Genomic DNA, 12,411 nt, shown 5'->3' on the forward strand with positions numbered 1-12,411 from the left:
GTGACAAATATTATACGTTCAATTATACACGACGACGTTTTGGTGGACGGCAACCATTATGAGGAACTGGAGTAACGTCACGAATTGCAGTAACTTCTAGTCCTGCTGCTTGTAAAGAACGAATAGCAGCTTCACGACCAGCTCCTGGACCTTTTACAGAAACTTCCAAAGTTTTCATTCCGTTATCAACTGCAGTTTTAGCAGCTGTTTCAGCAGCCATTTGTGCAGCGAATGGAGTTGATTTACGAGATCCTTTGAAACCAAGTGCACCTGCAGAACTCCAACCAATAACATTACCTTGAACATCTGTAATTGTTACGATAGTGTTATTAAAAGTAGAACGGATATGTGCTACGCCAGTCTCAATATTCTTTTTGACACGACGTTTACGTGTATTAGTTTTACGAGCCATCTATTTGTTTACCTCCTTACATTATTTTTTCTTGTTAGCGATTGTGCGACGTGGGCCTTTGCGTGTACGAGAGTTATTCTTCGTATTTTGTCCGCGAACAGGTAAGCCACGACGATGTCTTAATCCGCGATAAGAACCAATTTCGATTAGACGTTTGATGTTTAACGATACTTCACGACGAAGATCACCTTCAGTTGTGTATCCATCAACTGCTTGACGAATGCGTCCTAACTCATCTTCAGTAAGGTCACGAACACGAGTATCCTCAGAAACACCAGCTTGCTTTAAAATTTCTTGAGCAGTTTTCTTACCAATACCATAAATGTAAGTTAAAGAAATTACTACACGTTTATCACGTGGAATGTCTACTCCTCCAATACGTGCCATATACTTAGCGCACCTCCTTCAAATTAACCTTGTTTTTGCTTATGCTTAGGATTTTCACAAATCACCATTACTTTGCCTTTTCGTTTAATGACTTTGCATTTTTCACAAATTGGCTTAACAGATGCTCTTACTTTCATCATCTTTACCTCCTTTTATATCGGAGCTCGCTTATTTATAACGGTACGTAATTCGTCCTTTAGTTAAATCATACGGAGATAATTCTACCGTTACTTTATCACCTGGTAAGATACGGATGAAGTGCATACGAATTTTACCAGACACATGAGCCAAGACCGTGTGGCCATTTTCAAGCTCTACATTAAACATTGCGTTAGGCAATGTTTCCGTTACGGTTCCTTCCACTTCAATTACATCATCTTTCGCCATCGTGCTTTACTCCCTTCTCTTAAATCAGTCACAATATTGTTTTATACAAAACACGTAAATCTTGATTTTTATTTGTGACACGACCAGTTTTTAGAAGGCTGTTTTGGACTTAGGAGACGTATAATCCATGTTACAATATGATGTGCTATTCTTTCTCATTGGTCGATCATATTTACGGTTTCCCCATCTAATGCCAAGACATTGCAATTATCAAGAACTTAGCTGATAGTCACATCGTCTAGTGTCCTTGCAAAATACGACAAACAAGACCTATCTGTGGAATCGAATCAGTTTCGTTTACCAACGTTACCTAATTTGAGGGTTTTATTGTCAAACACATACTGTGTTATTCACAAGTAAAGCATTAAACTTTACGACTCATATTATTTTTGTACAAATAGAATTGTCTATTCGTGCAGTGCCTACAGTAATTGCTTATTTTTCAATAATTGTTTGAATATCTTGAAAGACCTTATTGATTTCTTGATCACCATCAATTGTTACAAGATATCCTTTATCTTCATAAAAATCTAGTAACGGCTTCTGTTGTTCGATGTTAACCGCTAAACGATTTTTAACCGTTTCAGGTTTATCATCGTCACGTTGAATTAACGCCTGACCATCTTTGTCACATATACCCTCATTTTTAGGAGGGTTATATATTACATGATAAGCTCTACCACATGCTGGACAAATTCTACGACCGGATAAACGCTCCACTAATTTTTCCTCTGGTACATTCACATGTATCACATAATCAATAGCTTGATCAATATCCTTTAGAAGTGCTTGTAAAGCTTCTGCTTGTGCAATAGTTCTTGGAAAACCATCCAGCAAAAACCCATTTGCACAATCAGCTTTACTAAGACGTTCTTTTACGATACCAATTGTTACTTCGTCCGGAACTAGAGCGCCTTGATCCATAAAGCTTTTCGCCTTCTTGCCAAGCTCTGTTCCTTCTTTTATTGCAGATCGAAACATATCTCCTGTTGAAATATGAGGGATGTTATATTTTTCGGTGATCTTCTCAGCCTGTGTGCCTTTACCAGCACCAGGTAAGCCCATTAAAAGTAAATTCAATCATTTCCCCTCGCTTCATTAGCAGATTTCTTATTTAATAAAACCTTTATAGTGACGTTTTACTAGCTGTCCTTCTAATTGTTTCATTGTTTGAATAGCAACTCCAACTACAATCAGTAGACTAGTTCCACCGATTTGTACTGCTTGCGGAAGTTTTGCTATCGAACCTAATAAAATCGGCAATACAGAAACAGCAGCTAAGAAAATTGCTCCTACAAAAGTTAATCGATTAATTACACGAGTTAAATATGTTTCAGTATTTTTACCAGGACGAATTCCTGGGATATATCCACCTTGTTTTTGCAGATTTTCTGCCATTTGCTCCGGATTAACTTGAACAAATGTATAGAAATACGAAAACGCAATAATTAACGCAACGTAAATGACCATACCTGCTGGTGACGTATAATCAAAAATTGATTGGATTGTTGTTGCCCATTTACCTTCAAAGAAGCTCGCAACTGTTCTCGGCGCCATAATAAATGCAACAGAAAAGATTACAGGAATAACCCCTGCAGCATTTACTTTAATTGGTAGGTGAGTAGAGTGTCCACCTACTGGCGAACGGTTTACTAATTTCTTTGCATATTGTACTGGGATCTTACGTAACGCCTGATTTACGTAAATAACGCCAACCGTAATCGCTATTGCTACTAAAGCAATAATCGCAACAATAACGACATTCATGAATAATTCATCGCCAGGATTTGTAAAGTACTGTACATATAGTTGTTCTACTGCATTCGGTAAAGCAGCTACAATACCTGCAAAAATGATAATCGAGATTCCATTCCCAACTCCATTTGCAGTGATCTGTTCACCTAACCACATTAAGAATGCTGTTCCAGCAGTTAATACAAGTGCAATGATTACAAACTTAACAGGATCTGGGTCAGCGATTAACAAGCCACCAGCCATTGCGTTAAATCCGATAGACATTGCAATTGCTTGCACAAATGCAAGAACTACAGTGCCATAACGAGTAACTTGGGCTAGTTTCTTTCTACCCATCTCCCCTTGTTTTTTCCACTCTGAAAACTTTGGCACAACATCCATTTGCAAAAGCTGCATGATAATCGATGCTGTAATGTAAGGCATAATCCCCATTGCAAAAATAGAGAAGTTTTGTAATGCCCCCCCACCAAAGGTATCCAAGAATCCAAATACATTTTGGTGGTTCATAAAATCAATAGCACTTTTATCTGTGAATGGCACAGGAATAAATGTGCCTAGACGGAATACAATTAACATAAGTAATGTGAAAATTATTTTCCGTCTAATGTCAGCCACGCGCATAAAATTGGAGAATGTACGGAACATTAGATCACCTCTACTTTACCGCCCGCTTCTTCGATTGCTGCTTTTGCTGAAGCAGAGAACTTATGAGCTTTAACGGTATATTTGTTTTCGACGGAACCATTACCAAGTACCTTGATACCTGATTTTAAGCTAGATACGACACCTGACTCAAGTAGAAGCTCAGGAGTAATTTCTGTGCCGTCTTCAAATCTGTTTAAAACGTCTAAGTTCACTATAGCATATTCTTTACGATTTATGTTTGTAAATCCGCGTTTTGGTAAACGTTGGAATAAAGGCATTTGTCCACCTTCAAATCCTGGACGAACTCCACCGCCAGAACGTGACTTTTGTCCCTTTTGTCCTCGACCAGAAGTTTTTCCGTTACCAGATGATGTTCCACGACCAACACGGTTTCTTTCTTTGCGAGTTCCTTCTGCTGGTTTTAATTCATGAAGTTTCATACGAGCACCTCCTCTTTACGCTTAGTTATTTAACCTTCTTTAACCGATACAAGATGAGATACTTTGTTAACCATTCCACGAACAGCTGGAGTATCTTCAAGAACTACGGTTTGACGAATCTTTTTTAAACCTAGTGCTTCAACGGTTTTAATTTGCTTTTCTTTTGCACCGATAACACTGCGTGTGAGGGTGATTTCTAATTTTTTAGACATAATGTTTCCCTCCTTATCCTAACAGTTCTTCTACTGACTTTCCGCGAAGTTTAGCAACTTCCTCTGCGCGTTTTAGATTGCTTAAGCCATCCATTGTAGCGCGAATCATGTTAATTGGTGTGTTCGAACCAAGTGACTTCGTTAAAATGTCACCTACACCTGCAAGCTCTAGTACCGCACGAACAGGACCACCAGAGATAACTCCAGTACCTTCAGAAGCTGGCTTCATTAGTACTCGACCAGAACCGAACTCTCCATGAATTTCGTGTGGAATTGTTGTACCAACGATTGGTACAGTAATTAAGTTTTTCTTTGCATCGTCAACTGCCTTTTTAATTGCATCTGGTACCTCTTGCGCTTTACCAGTACCAAATCCAACATGACCATTCTTATCTCCAACAACAACTAGTGCTGCAAAACGGAAACGACGTCCACCTTTAACTACCTTTGCAACGCGGTTTACCGCAACAACGCGCTCTTCAAGATCTAATTTATTAGGATCGATTACTGTTTTCATCTATGTCCCTCCTTTTACGATTAAAATTCAAGACCTGCCTCACGAGCAGCATCTGCTAATGCTTTTACACGACCATGATAAAGGTAGCCTCCACGATCAAATACAACTGATTTATGACCTTTATCTTGGGCACGTTTTGCAACTAATTCTCCAACTTTAGTAGCAGCTTCAACGCTACTTGTTGAATCAAGATTTAATTCTTTCTCAACTGTAGATGCACTTGCTAATGTTACACCATTTGTATCATCTATAAGCTGTGCATAAATGTGTTTATTGGAACGGTACACGTTTAAACGAGGACGTTCAGCAGTTCCGAAAAGATTTTTACGAACGCGGTTATGTCTTCTTTTACGTGCAACATTTTTGTCAGGTTTTGTGATCATCCGGGTCACTCCTTTCTCGCCTAACTAACCTTACTTAGCAGTTTTACCTTCTTTACGACGTACGTATTCATCAACATAGCGAATACCTTTACCTTTGTATGGTTCAGGTTTTCTAATCGCTCTAATGTTGGCAGCAACTGCTCCAACCTTTTCTTTATCAATACCTTTAACGATTACAGAAGTGTTGCTTGGTACTTCGATTTCAATACCTTCAATTGGATCTATTTCAACTGGATGAGAGTATCCAGCGTTTACGACAACTTTGTTACCTTGCTTTTGTGCACGATAACCAACACCGATGATTTGAAGTTGTTTTTCAAAACCTTTTGATACACCTTCAACCATGTTAGCAATGATGCTACGAGTTGTTCCGTGTAATGAACGATGTTCTTTTTGATCACTTGGACGTTCAATAGTCACAACGTTATCTGCAACAACGACTTTCATGTCATGATGAAAATCTCTAGTAAGTTCACCCTTTGGGCCTTTTACAGTTATTGTATTACTGTTAAGTTTTACTTCTACACCACTCGGAATCTCAATTGGCTTAAGTCCTATACGAGACATTCCATGCACCTCCTCATCAATAAAAATTAATTACCAAACATATGCTAGAACTTCGCCACCAACAGCTTGAGCGCGAGCTTCTTTATCAGAAAGAACGCCTTTAGATGTTGATACGATTGCAATTCCTAAGCCATTTAGTACACGAGGTACCTCATCAGCTTTTGCATATACACGTAGTCCTGGCTTACTTATACGCTTAATTCCTGTAATTACTCGTTCTTCATTAACACCGTACTTAAGGAAAATACGTAAGATCCCTTGCTTGTTATCTTCAATAACTTCATAATCACGTACAAAGCCTTCACGTTTTAGAATGTCAGCAATTTCAGTTTTAATTTTAGAAGCAGGAAGCTCTAACTTTTCATGTTTAACCATGTTCGCATTGCGAATACGAGTTAGCATATCTGCGATTGGATCTGTCATAACCATTACTTAATTACCTCCTTCCCTAATCGGGGTTTACCAGCTTGCTTTTTTGACACCAGGAATTTGACCTTTATAGGCAAGTTCGCGGAAACAAATACGGCAAAGTTTAAATTTACGAATTACTGAATGCGGACGACCGCAACGTTCACAACGAGTATATTCTTGAACTTTATACTTTTGTGGGCGTTTTTGTTTCGCAATCATTGATTTTTTAGCCACAAATTTTCCCTCCTTGTATTAGCTCATGTCTATTTTTGGAAAGGCATGCCCAGCTGAGCTAAAAGTTCACGTGCTTCTTCGTCTGTATTAGAAGTTGTTACGATAACAATATCCATACCACGCACTTTACTTACTTTATCGTAGTTAATTTCTGGGAAAATTAATTGTTCTTTAACACCTAAAGTGTAGTTACCACGACCATCAAAAGCTTTTTTCGAGATACCACGGAAGTCACGTACACGTGGTAGTGAAACTGAAATTAGCTTTTGTAGGAATTCATACATGCGCTCACCGCGAAGTGTTACTTTCGCACCAATCGGCATTCCTTCACGTAGACGGAAACCTGCGATTGACTTTTTAGCACGTGTAATCATTGGCTTTTGACCAGAAATTAATGCTAATTCTTCAACAGCGCTATCTAGTGCCTTAGAGTTTTGAACTGCATCACCAACACCCATGTTGACAACAATTTTCTCAACTGCTGGCACTTCCATAATAGACTTGTAGTTAAATTTATTCATTAATGATGGAACAATTTCATCTTGGTATTTTTGTTTTAATTGATTCACCATGTTGCCCTCCTTTCACAGCAAATACTATTTATCTAAAGCTTCTCCGGAACTTTTAGCGATACGAACTTTCTTTCCGTTACGTACTTCATACCCAACACGAGTTGGTTTACCGGATTTCGGATCTACTGGCATCACGTTAGAAACATGAATTGGTGCTTCTAGGTTAAGAATTCCACCTTGTGGATTCTCTTGTGATGGTTTCGCGTGTTTCTTAATCATGTTAACACCCTCAACAAGTACACGATCCTTTTTTGGATAAGCTTCAAGGATAGTACCGGTTTTGCCGCGATCTTTACCGGAAATAACGATAACTTTATCACCTTTTTTTACATGCATGCTTGACGCACCTCCTTACAAGGTAATTCTCTTCTTATAGAACTTCTGGAGCTAGAGATACGATTTTCATGAATTGTGCATCACGTAATTCACGCGCAACTGGTCCGAAGATACGAGTTCCTCTTGGACTTTTGTCGTCACGAATAATTACTGCAGCATTTTCATCAAAACGAATATACGAGCCATCTTTACGACGTACACCAGATTTAGTACGAACGATTACTGCCTTTACAACGTCACCTTTTTTGACAACGCCTCCTGGTGTTGCTTGTTTTACAGAACAAACGATAACATCACCAATATTAGCAGTTTTTCTGCCGGAGCCACCAAGTACTTTGATAGTAAGCAACTCACGTGCACCTGAGTTATCTGCAACTTTTAAACGAGTTTCTTGTTGAATCATACGCTTTGAGACCTCCCTTCGGATATCTTCCGAACGAACATTATTAGATAATTACCGCTTCTTCAACCACTTCAACTAGACGGAAACGCTTAGTTGCTGAAAGTGGGCGAGTTTCCATGATACGAACAATATCGCCTGTTTTTGCTTGATTGTTTTCATCATGTGCTTTGAACTTTTTAGAGTATTTAACACGTTTACCATATAGCTTATGGTTTTTATAAGTTTCAACTAAAACAGTAATTGTTTTATCCATTTTATCTGAAACGACACGACCTGTATACACTTTACGATTATTACGTTCAGTCATTTTGAGGCTAACCTCCTCTCATTATCAGTTGTTAACGCTTAGTTCACGTTCACGTACTACAGTTTTCATACGAGCAATAGCTTTTCTCACTTCACGAATACGTGCAGTGTTTTCAAGTTGACCAGTTGCTAGTTGAAAGCGTAGGTTAAATAATTCTTCTTTTAATGATTTAACTTTTTGTTCAATTTCGGCAGTGGTTAGTTCTCTGATTTCATTAGCCTTCATTGATTTCACCACCAATTTCTTCACGTTTTACAAATTTAGTTTTGATCGGTAGTTTGTGAGATGCAAGACGTAAAGCCTCACGAGCAACTTCTTCAGAAACTCCAGCAATCTCAAACATTACCTTTCCAGGTTTAACTACTGCTACCCAACCTTCAGGAGCACCTTTACCAGAACCCATTCGGACTTCTAGAGGCTTCGCTGTATAAGGCTTATCTGGGAAAATTTTAATCCATACTTTACCGCCACGTTTCATGTAACGAGTCATAGCGATACGAGCAGCTTCGATTTGGCGACTTGTGATCCAAGAAGCCTCAAGAGCTTGTATTCCATATTCACCAAAAGTAACCTGAGTACCACCTTTTGCTTGGCCTCTCATTTTACCACGATGTTGTCTACGATATTTAACACGTTTAGGCATTAACATAAGAAAAGCCCCCTTCCTTATTTGTTTGTTTTAGTTGGAAGGACTTCACCACGATAGATCCACACTTTAACACCAAGTTTACCGAATGTTGTATCAGCTTCTGCTGTTGCATAATCGATATCAGCACGTAATGTGTGTAGTGGAACTGTTCCTTCACTATAATGTTCAGCACGAGCAATATCTGCGCCACCTAGACGACCAGATACCTGTGTTTTTATTCCTTTTGCACCACCACGCATAGCACGTTGGATAGCTTGCTTTTGTGCACGACGGAATGAAATACGATTTTCTAATTGACGAGCAATATTTTCAGCTACTAGCTTAGCATTTACATCAACTTTTTTGATTTCAACAATGTTAATGTGAACGCGTTTGCCAGTTAGACTATTTAATGAGTTACGTAGAGCTTCTACTTCTGAACCGCCTTTACCAATTACCATTCCTGGCTTACCAGTGTGAATTGTAACGTTAACACGGTTAGCTGCACGTTCAATTTCAATATGAGAAACTGCGGCAGTTTTTAAGCGGTTTTCAAGATATTCTCTAATTTTAATATCTTCATGTAGTAAGTCTGCATAGTCTTTGCCAGCATACCACTTAGACTCCCAGTCTTTAATAATACCGACACGAAGACCATTAGGATTGACTTTTTGACCCACTAATTACCCCTCCTTCTTTTCTGATAGAACCACTGTAATGTGGCTTGTGCGCTTATTAATTTTACTTGCACGTCCTTGAGCGCGTGGACGGAAACGTTTCAATGTTACACCTTCGTTTACGAATGCTTCAGAAACTACTAGGTTATCTGGATCCATTTCGTAGTTGTGTTCTGCGTTAGCGATTGCTGACTTTAACACCTTTTCTACTACAGGAGAAGCACCGCGTTGTGTGTGGCGTAGAATTGCAATTGCTTCGCCAACTTGTTTTCCTCGAATTAAATCAACGACTAATCGCACTTTACGAGGAGCAATACGAACTGATTTTGCTACGGCTTTAGCTTGCATACCCTTTAGCGCCTCCTCTCATTAGCGTTTTGTTTTCTTATCGTCACTAGCGTGTCCTTTGTACGTACGTGTTGGAGCAAATTCACCTAATTTATGTCCAACCATGTCTTCTGTAACATATACAGGCACATGCTTACGTCCATCATAAACCGCAATAGTGTGTCCGATGAAGTTCGGGAATATTGTAGAACGACGTGACCAAGTTTTAATCACTTGCTTCTTGTCAGATTCATTCAATTGATCAATTTTTTTCAATAGATGGTCATCTGCAAAAGGTCCTTTTTTTAAGCTACGACCCATGGATAAACCTCCTTTCGAAGTTCAGAAATGGGAATTATTTCCCGTTTAGACAATGTAATTATTTTTTACGTTTACGAACAATATACTTATCAGAAGCTTTATTACGCTTACGTGTTTTATATCCAAGTGTTGGTTTGCCCCAAGGAGTCATTGGTGATTTACGTCCGATAGGAGCACGGCCTTCACCACCACCGTGTGGGTGATCGTTAGGGTTCATTACAGATCCACGTACAGTTGGGCGAATACCCATCCAACGAGAACGACCAGCTTTACCAACGCGAATTAGTTCATGTTCTACGTTACCCACTTGACCGACAGTAGCACGGCAAGTTGATAGCACTAAACGAACTTCACCAGAAGCTAAACGTACAAGTGTATATTTATCTTCACGGCCTAGGATTTGTGCTTCAGCACCAGCAGAACGAGCTAATTGTCCTCCACGACCTGGTTTTAATTCAATGTTATGGATTACAGTACCAACTGGAATGTTTGCTAGTGGAAGTGCATTACCCACTTTAATGTCTGCATTTTCTCCAGACTCAATTACTTGACCAACTTGTAATCCTTTTGGTGCTAGAATATAACGCTTTTCACCATCAGCGTAGTTAATTAATGCAATATTAGCGGTACGGTTAGGATCGTATTCGATTGTAGCAACGCTTCCTGGTATACCATCTTTATCGCGTTTAAAGTCAATAATACGATATTGACGCTTATGACCGCCACCTTGATGACGAACCGTTAATTTCCCTTGGTTGTTACGTCCACCACGCTTCGCTAGCGGAGCAAGTAGGGATTTTTCCGGTGTATCTGTAGTGATTTCAGCAAAATCTGATACAGACATATTACGTCTACCATTAGAGGTAGGTTTAAACTTTTTGATCGCCATCTTGTTTTCCCTCCTTCACTTAATATCTCTTAGCCTTCAAAGAAGTCTAGATCTTTGCTGTCAGCGGATAGCTGCACAATTGCTTTTTTACGATCTGGGCGGAAACCACCGTATCGGCCCATTCGCTTGAATTTACCTTTTAGATTGATTGTGTTAACTTTTTCAACTTTTACACCAAAGATTTCTTCAACCGCATCTTTGATTTGTGTTTTGTTCGCTTTTTTACTTACTTCGAACGTATATTTCTTCTCTGCCATAAGATCAGCAGAATGCTCAGTAATTACAGGGCGCTTAATAATATCACGTGCATCAGTCATTATGCAAGCACCTCCCCTGCTTTTTCAGCTGCATCCTTCGTTAAGATAAGTTTGTCATGCATTAATAAATCAAGTACATTAACTTCAGTAACAGATAGAACTTTAACACCTTGAAGGTTGTTAGCTGAACGTACTACATTTTCATCAGTTTCTGCAGTTACGATTAATGCTTTTTCGTTTACATTTAAAGCTCTAAGCATTTTTACAACTTCTTTTGTTTTAGGAGCATCAAATACGATGTTATCTAAAACTACTACGTTTTCTTCTTGTACTTTAGAAGATAATGCAGATTTAAGTGCTAAACGACGAACTTTCTTAGGTAATTTATAGCTATAGCTACGTGGTGTAGGACCGAATACAGTACCACCACCAACCCATTGTGGTGAGCGAATAGAACCTTGACGCGCACGTCCTGTTCCCTTCTGACGCCATGGCTTACGACCTCCGCCACGAACTTCAGAACGGTTTTTAACTTTATGCGTACCTTGACGCATAGAAGCACGTTGCATAACTACCGCTTCGTGTAAAACATGTGTGTTTGGTTCAATACCAAAGACAGAATCGTTTAATTCGATTTCACCTGCTTGTGAACCATCTTGTTTAAATAGTGCTACTTTAGGCATGACATATCCTCCCTTCGTATATATGATTAGTTAGCCTTGATTGCACTCGTGATTTTTACGAATGATTTTTTTGCACCTGGTACATTACCTTTGATTAGTAGTAGGTTGCGTTCTGCATCTACACTAACAACTTCTAGGTTTTGGATCGTTACTTGTTCTTGACCCATATGTCCTGGTAGGTTTTTGCCTGGGAATACGCGCATTGCATCGATTGCTCCCATTGAACCTGGAGATCTATGGTAATGAGAACCGTGTGACATTGGTCCACGTGATTGTCCATGACGCTTAATAGAGCCTTGGAATCCTTTACCCTTTGAAGTTCCAGTTACATCAACCTTTTCGCCCGCTTGGAAAATTTCCACGCTAATCGCTTGACCTACTTCATACTCATCAAGATTAGCATTACGGATTTCACGAACGTAGCGCTTAGGGGTTGTGTTTGCTTTTTCAGCATGACCTTTTTCCGCTTTATTCGTACGAGATTGTTTTAAATCTTGAAAACCTAGTTGAATCGCTTCATATCCATCATTTTCAAGCGTTCTTTTTTGTAAAACTACGTTCGGCTCAGCTTGAATAACAGTAACAGGAATTAATTCACCGTTTTCGTTAAATAGCTGAGTCATGCCGATTTTACGACCTAAGATTCCTTTCGTCATCCGTT

At 39.2% G+C, this 12,411-nt stretch carries 26 protein-coding genes; all 26 read right to left on the bottom strand.

Features of this window, described 5'->3' with window-relative positions:
* Positions 1-22 precede the first annotated feature (22 nt).
* The 26 genes from rpsK to rplC all read right to left on the bottom strand — a co-directional run bounded on the left by rpsK (position 23) and on the right by rplC (position 12,406).
* The gene (rpsK, locus tag KI338_RS16915; protein ID WP_212922215.1) at positions 23-412 is read right to left on the bottom strand and encodes a 30S ribosomal protein S11; all 390 of its coding nucleotides are present in this window, start codon (positions 410-412) and stop codon (positions 23-25) included.
* 21 nt (positions 413-433) lie between these two features.
* On the bottom strand, positions 434-799 hold the full coding sequence (gene rpsM / locus KI338_RS16920) for a 30S ribosomal protein S13 (RefSeq protein ID WP_212922216.1): 366 nt from the start codon (positions 797-799) through the stop codon (positions 434-436).
* 23 nt (positions 800-822) lie between these two features.
* Entirely contained in the window at positions 823-936 is a 114-nt protein-coding gene (gene rpmJ / locus KI338_RS16925) for a 50S ribosomal protein L36 (RefSeq protein WP_010095733.1), read from the bottom strand.
* Positions 937-967: 31 nt separating this feature from the next.
* Positions 968-1,186, bottom strand: coding sequence for a translation initiation factor IF-1 (gene infA / locus KI338_RS16930; protein WP_010529010.1), 219 nt, complete (start codon positions 1,184-1,186; stop codon positions 968-970).
* Positions 1,187-1,621: 435 nt separating this feature from the next.
* Entirely contained in the window at positions 1,622-2,266 is a 645-nt protein-coding gene (locus KI338_RS16935; protein WP_212922217.1) for an adenylate kinase, read from the bottom strand.
* 30 nt (positions 2,267-2,296) lie between these two features.
* On the bottom strand, positions 2,297-3,586 hold the full coding sequence (secY, locus tag KI338_RS16940) for a preprotein translocase subunit SecY (protein ID WP_212922218.1): 1,290 nt from the start codon (positions 3,584-3,586) through the stop codon (positions 2,297-2,299).
* Complete coding sequence (rplO, locus tag KI338_RS16945) at positions 3,586-4,026, bottom strand: 50S ribosomal protein L15 (RefSeq protein WP_212922219.1); 441 nt, start codon at positions 4,024-4,026, stop codon at positions 3,586-3,588. Before rplO ends, secY begins: the two co-directional genes overlap by 1 nt.
* A 29-nt stretch (positions 4,027-4,055) precedes the next feature.
* Positions 4,056-4,238 (bottom strand): 50S ribosomal protein L30, encoded by a 183-nt coding sequence (gene rpmD, locus KI338_RS16950; RefSeq protein ID WP_212922220.1) that lies wholly within the window; start codon positions 4,236-4,238, stop codon positions 4,056-4,058.
* Between the two features lie 13 nt (positions 4,239-4,251).
* Entirely contained in the window at positions 4,252-4,755 is a 504-nt protein-coding gene (gene rpsE, locus KI338_RS16955) for a 30S ribosomal protein S5 (RefSeq protein WP_212922221.1), read from the bottom strand.
* Positions 4,756-4,775: 20 nt separating this feature from the next.
* Positions 4,776-5,138, bottom strand: a complete 363-nt coding sequence (rplR, locus tag KI338_RS16960; RefSeq protein WP_212922222.1) for a 50S ribosomal protein L18 — start codon at positions 5,136-5,138, stop codon at positions 4,776-4,778.
* Positions 5,139-5,168: 30 nt separating this feature from the next.
* Positions 5,169-5,705 (bottom strand): 50S ribosomal protein L6, encoded by a 537-nt coding sequence (rplF, locus tag KI338_RS16965; RefSeq protein ID WP_212922223.1) that lies wholly within the window; start codon positions 5,703-5,705, stop codon positions 5,169-5,171.
* A 30-nt stretch (positions 5,706-5,735) separates the two neighbouring features.
* Positions 5,736-6,134 (bottom strand): 30S ribosomal protein S8, encoded by a 399-nt coding sequence (rpsH, locus tag KI338_RS16970; protein ID WP_212922224.1) that lies wholly within the window; start codon positions 6,132-6,134, stop codon positions 5,736-5,738.
* A 30-nt stretch (positions 6,135-6,164) separates the two neighbouring features.
* A complete protein-coding gene (locus KI338_RS16975; protein ID WP_010652082.1) occupies positions 6,165-6,350 on the bottom strand; it encodes a type Z 30S ribosomal protein S14 in 186 nt (61 codons plus the stop codon).
* Positions 6,351-6,379: 29 nt separating this feature from the next.
* Complete coding sequence (gene rplE, locus KI338_RS16980; protein ID WP_212922261.1) at positions 6,380-6,919, bottom strand: 50S ribosomal protein L5; 540 nt, start codon at positions 6,917-6,919, stop codon at positions 6,380-6,382.
* Positions 6,920-6,946: 27 nt separating this feature from the next.
* Positions 6,947-7,258 (bottom strand): 50S ribosomal protein L24, encoded by a 312-nt coding sequence (gene rplX / locus KI338_RS16985; RefSeq protein ID WP_212922225.1) that lies wholly within the window; start codon positions 7,256-7,258, stop codon positions 6,947-6,949.
* Between the two features lie 34 nt (positions 7,259-7,292).
* On the bottom strand, positions 7,293-7,661 hold the full coding sequence (gene rplN / locus KI338_RS16990) for a 50S ribosomal protein L14 (protein WP_010095756.1): 369 nt from the start codon (positions 7,659-7,661) through the stop codon (positions 7,293-7,295).
* 43 nt (positions 7,662-7,704) lie between these two features.
* Positions 7,705-7,968, bottom strand: coding sequence for a 30S ribosomal protein S17 (rpsQ, locus tag KI338_RS16995; RefSeq protein WP_042145406.1), 264 nt, complete (start codon positions 7,966-7,968; stop codon positions 7,705-7,707).
* A 24-nt stretch (positions 7,969-7,992) separates the two neighbouring features.
* Positions 7,993-8,193: a 50S ribosomal protein L29 gene (rpmC, locus tag KI338_RS17000; protein WP_212922262.1), complete on the bottom strand. Its 201-nt coding sequence runs from the start codon at positions 8,191-8,193 to the stop codon at positions 7,993-7,995.
* A complete protein-coding gene (gene rplP / locus KI338_RS17005; protein ID WP_010095762.1) occupies positions 8,183-8,617 on the bottom strand; it encodes a 50S ribosomal protein L16 in 435 nt (144 codons plus the stop codon). The genes rpmC and rplP overlap by 11 nt, the downstream gene beginning before the upstream one ends.
* A 17-nt stretch (positions 8,618-8,634) precedes the next feature.
* The gene (gene rpsC, locus KI338_RS17010; protein ID WP_212922226.1) at positions 8,635-9,276 is read right to left on the bottom strand and encodes a 30S ribosomal protein S3; all 642 of its coding nucleotides are present in this window, start codon (positions 9,274-9,276) and stop codon (positions 8,635-8,637) included.
* Positions 9,277-9,279: 3 nt separating this feature from the next.
* Positions 9,280-9,621, bottom strand: coding sequence for a 50S ribosomal protein L22 (rplV, locus tag KI338_RS17015; RefSeq protein ID WP_212922227.1), 342 nt, complete (start codon positions 9,619-9,621; stop codon positions 9,280-9,282).
* A 21-nt stretch (positions 9,622-9,642) separates the two neighbouring features.
* Complete coding sequence (gene rpsS, locus KI338_RS17020) at positions 9,643-9,921, bottom strand: 30S ribosomal protein S19 (RefSeq protein ID WP_212922228.1); 279 nt, start codon at positions 9,919-9,921, stop codon at positions 9,643-9,645.
* 58 nt (positions 9,922-9,979) lie between these two features.
* A complete protein-coding gene (rplB, locus tag KI338_RS17025; RefSeq protein WP_212922229.1) occupies positions 9,980-10,810 on the bottom strand; it encodes a 50S ribosomal protein L2 in 831 nt (276 codons plus the stop codon).
* 29 nt (positions 10,811-10,839) lie between these two features.
* Entirely contained in the window at positions 10,840-11,127 is a 288-nt protein-coding gene (rplW, locus tag KI338_RS17030; protein ID WP_212922230.1) for a 50S ribosomal protein L23, read from the bottom strand.
* Complete coding sequence (gene rplD, locus KI338_RS17035; protein ID WP_212922231.1) at positions 11,127-11,750, bottom strand: 50S ribosomal protein L4; 624 nt, start codon at positions 11,748-11,750, stop codon at positions 11,127-11,129. The genes rplW and rplD overlap by 1 nt, the downstream gene beginning before the upstream one ends.
* A 26-nt stretch (positions 11,751-11,776) precedes the next feature.
* The gene (gene rplC / locus KI338_RS17040; protein WP_212922232.1) at positions 11,777-12,406 is read right to left on the bottom strand and encodes a 50S ribosomal protein L3; all 630 of its coding nucleotides are present in this window, start codon (positions 12,404-12,406) and stop codon (positions 11,777-11,779) included.
* Between the last annotated feature and the right edge of the window lie 5 nt (positions 12,407-12,411).

This window comes from Ornithinibacillus bavariensis (assembly GCF_018333235.1).
Lineage (GTDB): Bacteria > Bacillota > Bacilli > Bacillales > Amphibacillaceae > Ornithinibacillus > Ornithinibacillus bavariensis.

Excerpts from the sequence above, each read along its gene's own strand:
- rpsK (WP_212922215.1), bottom strand. The coding sequence starts at position 412 with ATGGCTCGTAAAACTAATACACGTAAACGTCGTGTCAAAAAGAATATT.
- rpsM (WP_212922216.1), bottom strand. The coding sequence starts at position 799 with ATGGCACGTATTGGAGGAGTAGACATTCCACGTGATAAACGTGTAGTA.
- rpmJ (WP_010095733.1), bottom strand. The coding sequence starts at position 936 with ATGAAAGTAAGAGCATCTGTTAAGCCAATTTGTGAAAAATGCAAAGTC.
- infA (WP_010529010.1), bottom strand. The coding sequence starts at position 1,186 with ATGGCGAAAGATGATGTAATTGAAGTGGAAGGAACCGTAACGGAAACA.
- secY (WP_212922218.1), bottom strand. The coding sequence starts at position 3,586 with ATGTTCCGTACATTCTCCAATTTTATGCGCGTGGCTGACATTAGACGG.
- rplO (WP_212922219.1), bottom strand. The coding sequence starts at position 4,026 with ATGAAACTTCATGAATTAAAACCAGCAGAAGGAACTCGCAAAGAAAGA.
- rpmD (WP_212922220.1), bottom strand. The coding sequence starts at position 4,238 with ATGTCTAAAAAATTAGAAATCACCCTCACACGCAGTGTTATCGGTGCA.
- rpsE (WP_212922221.1), bottom strand. The coding sequence starts at position 4,755 with ATGAAAACAGTAATCGATCCTAATAAATTAGATCTTGAAGAGCGCGTT.
- rplR (WP_212922222.1), bottom strand. The coding sequence starts at position 5,138 with ATGATCACAAAACCTGACAAAAATGTTGCACGTAAAAGAAGACATAAC.
- rplF (WP_212922223.1), bottom strand. The coding sequence starts at position 5,705 with ATGTCTCGTATAGGACTTAAGCCAATTGAGATTCCGAGTGGTGTAGAA.
- rpsH (WP_212922224.1), bottom strand. The coding sequence starts at position 6,134 with ATGGTTATGACAGATCCAATCGCAGATATGCTAACTCGTATTCGCAAT.
- rplX (WP_212922225.1), bottom strand. The coding sequence starts at position 7,258 with ATGCATGTAAAAAAAGGTGATAAAGTTATCGTTATTTCCGGTAAAGAT.
- rplN (WP_010095756.1), bottom strand. The coding sequence starts at position 7,661 with ATGATTCAACAAGAAACTCGTTTAAAAGTTGCAGATAACTCAGGTGCA.
- rpsQ (WP_042145406.1), bottom strand. The coding sequence starts at position 7,968 with ATGACTGAACGTAATAATCGTAAAGTGTATACAGGTCGTGTCGTTTCA.
- rpmC (WP_212922262.1), bottom strand. The coding sequence starts at position 8,193 with ATGAAGGCTAATGAAATCAGAGAACTAACCACTGCCGAAATTGAACAA.
- rplP (WP_010095762.1), bottom strand. The coding sequence starts at position 8,617 with ATGTTAATGCCTAAACGTGTTAAATATCGTAGACAACATCGTGGTAAA.
- rplV (WP_212922227.1), bottom strand. The coding sequence starts at position 9,621 with ATGCAAGCTAAAGCCGTAGCAAAATCAGTTCGTATTGCTCCTCGTAAA.
- rpsS (WP_212922228.1), bottom strand. The coding sequence starts at position 9,921 with ATGGGTCGTAGCTTAAAAAAAGGACCTTTTGCAGATGACCATCTATTG.
- rplB (WP_212922229.1), bottom strand. The coding sequence starts at position 10,810 with ATGGCGATCAAAAAGTTTAAACCTACCTCTAATGGTAGACGTAATATG.
- rplW (WP_212922230.1), bottom strand. The coding sequence starts at position 11,127 with ATGACTGATGCACGTGATATTATTAAGCGCCCTGTAATTACTGAGCAT.
- rplD (WP_212922231.1), bottom strand. The coding sequence starts at position 11,750 with ATGCCTAAAGTAGCACTATTTAAACAAGATGGTTCACAAGCAGGTGAA.
- rplC (WP_212922232.1), bottom strand. The coding sequence starts at position 12,406 with ATGACGAAAGGAATCTTAGGTCGTAAAATCGGCATGACTCAGCTATTT.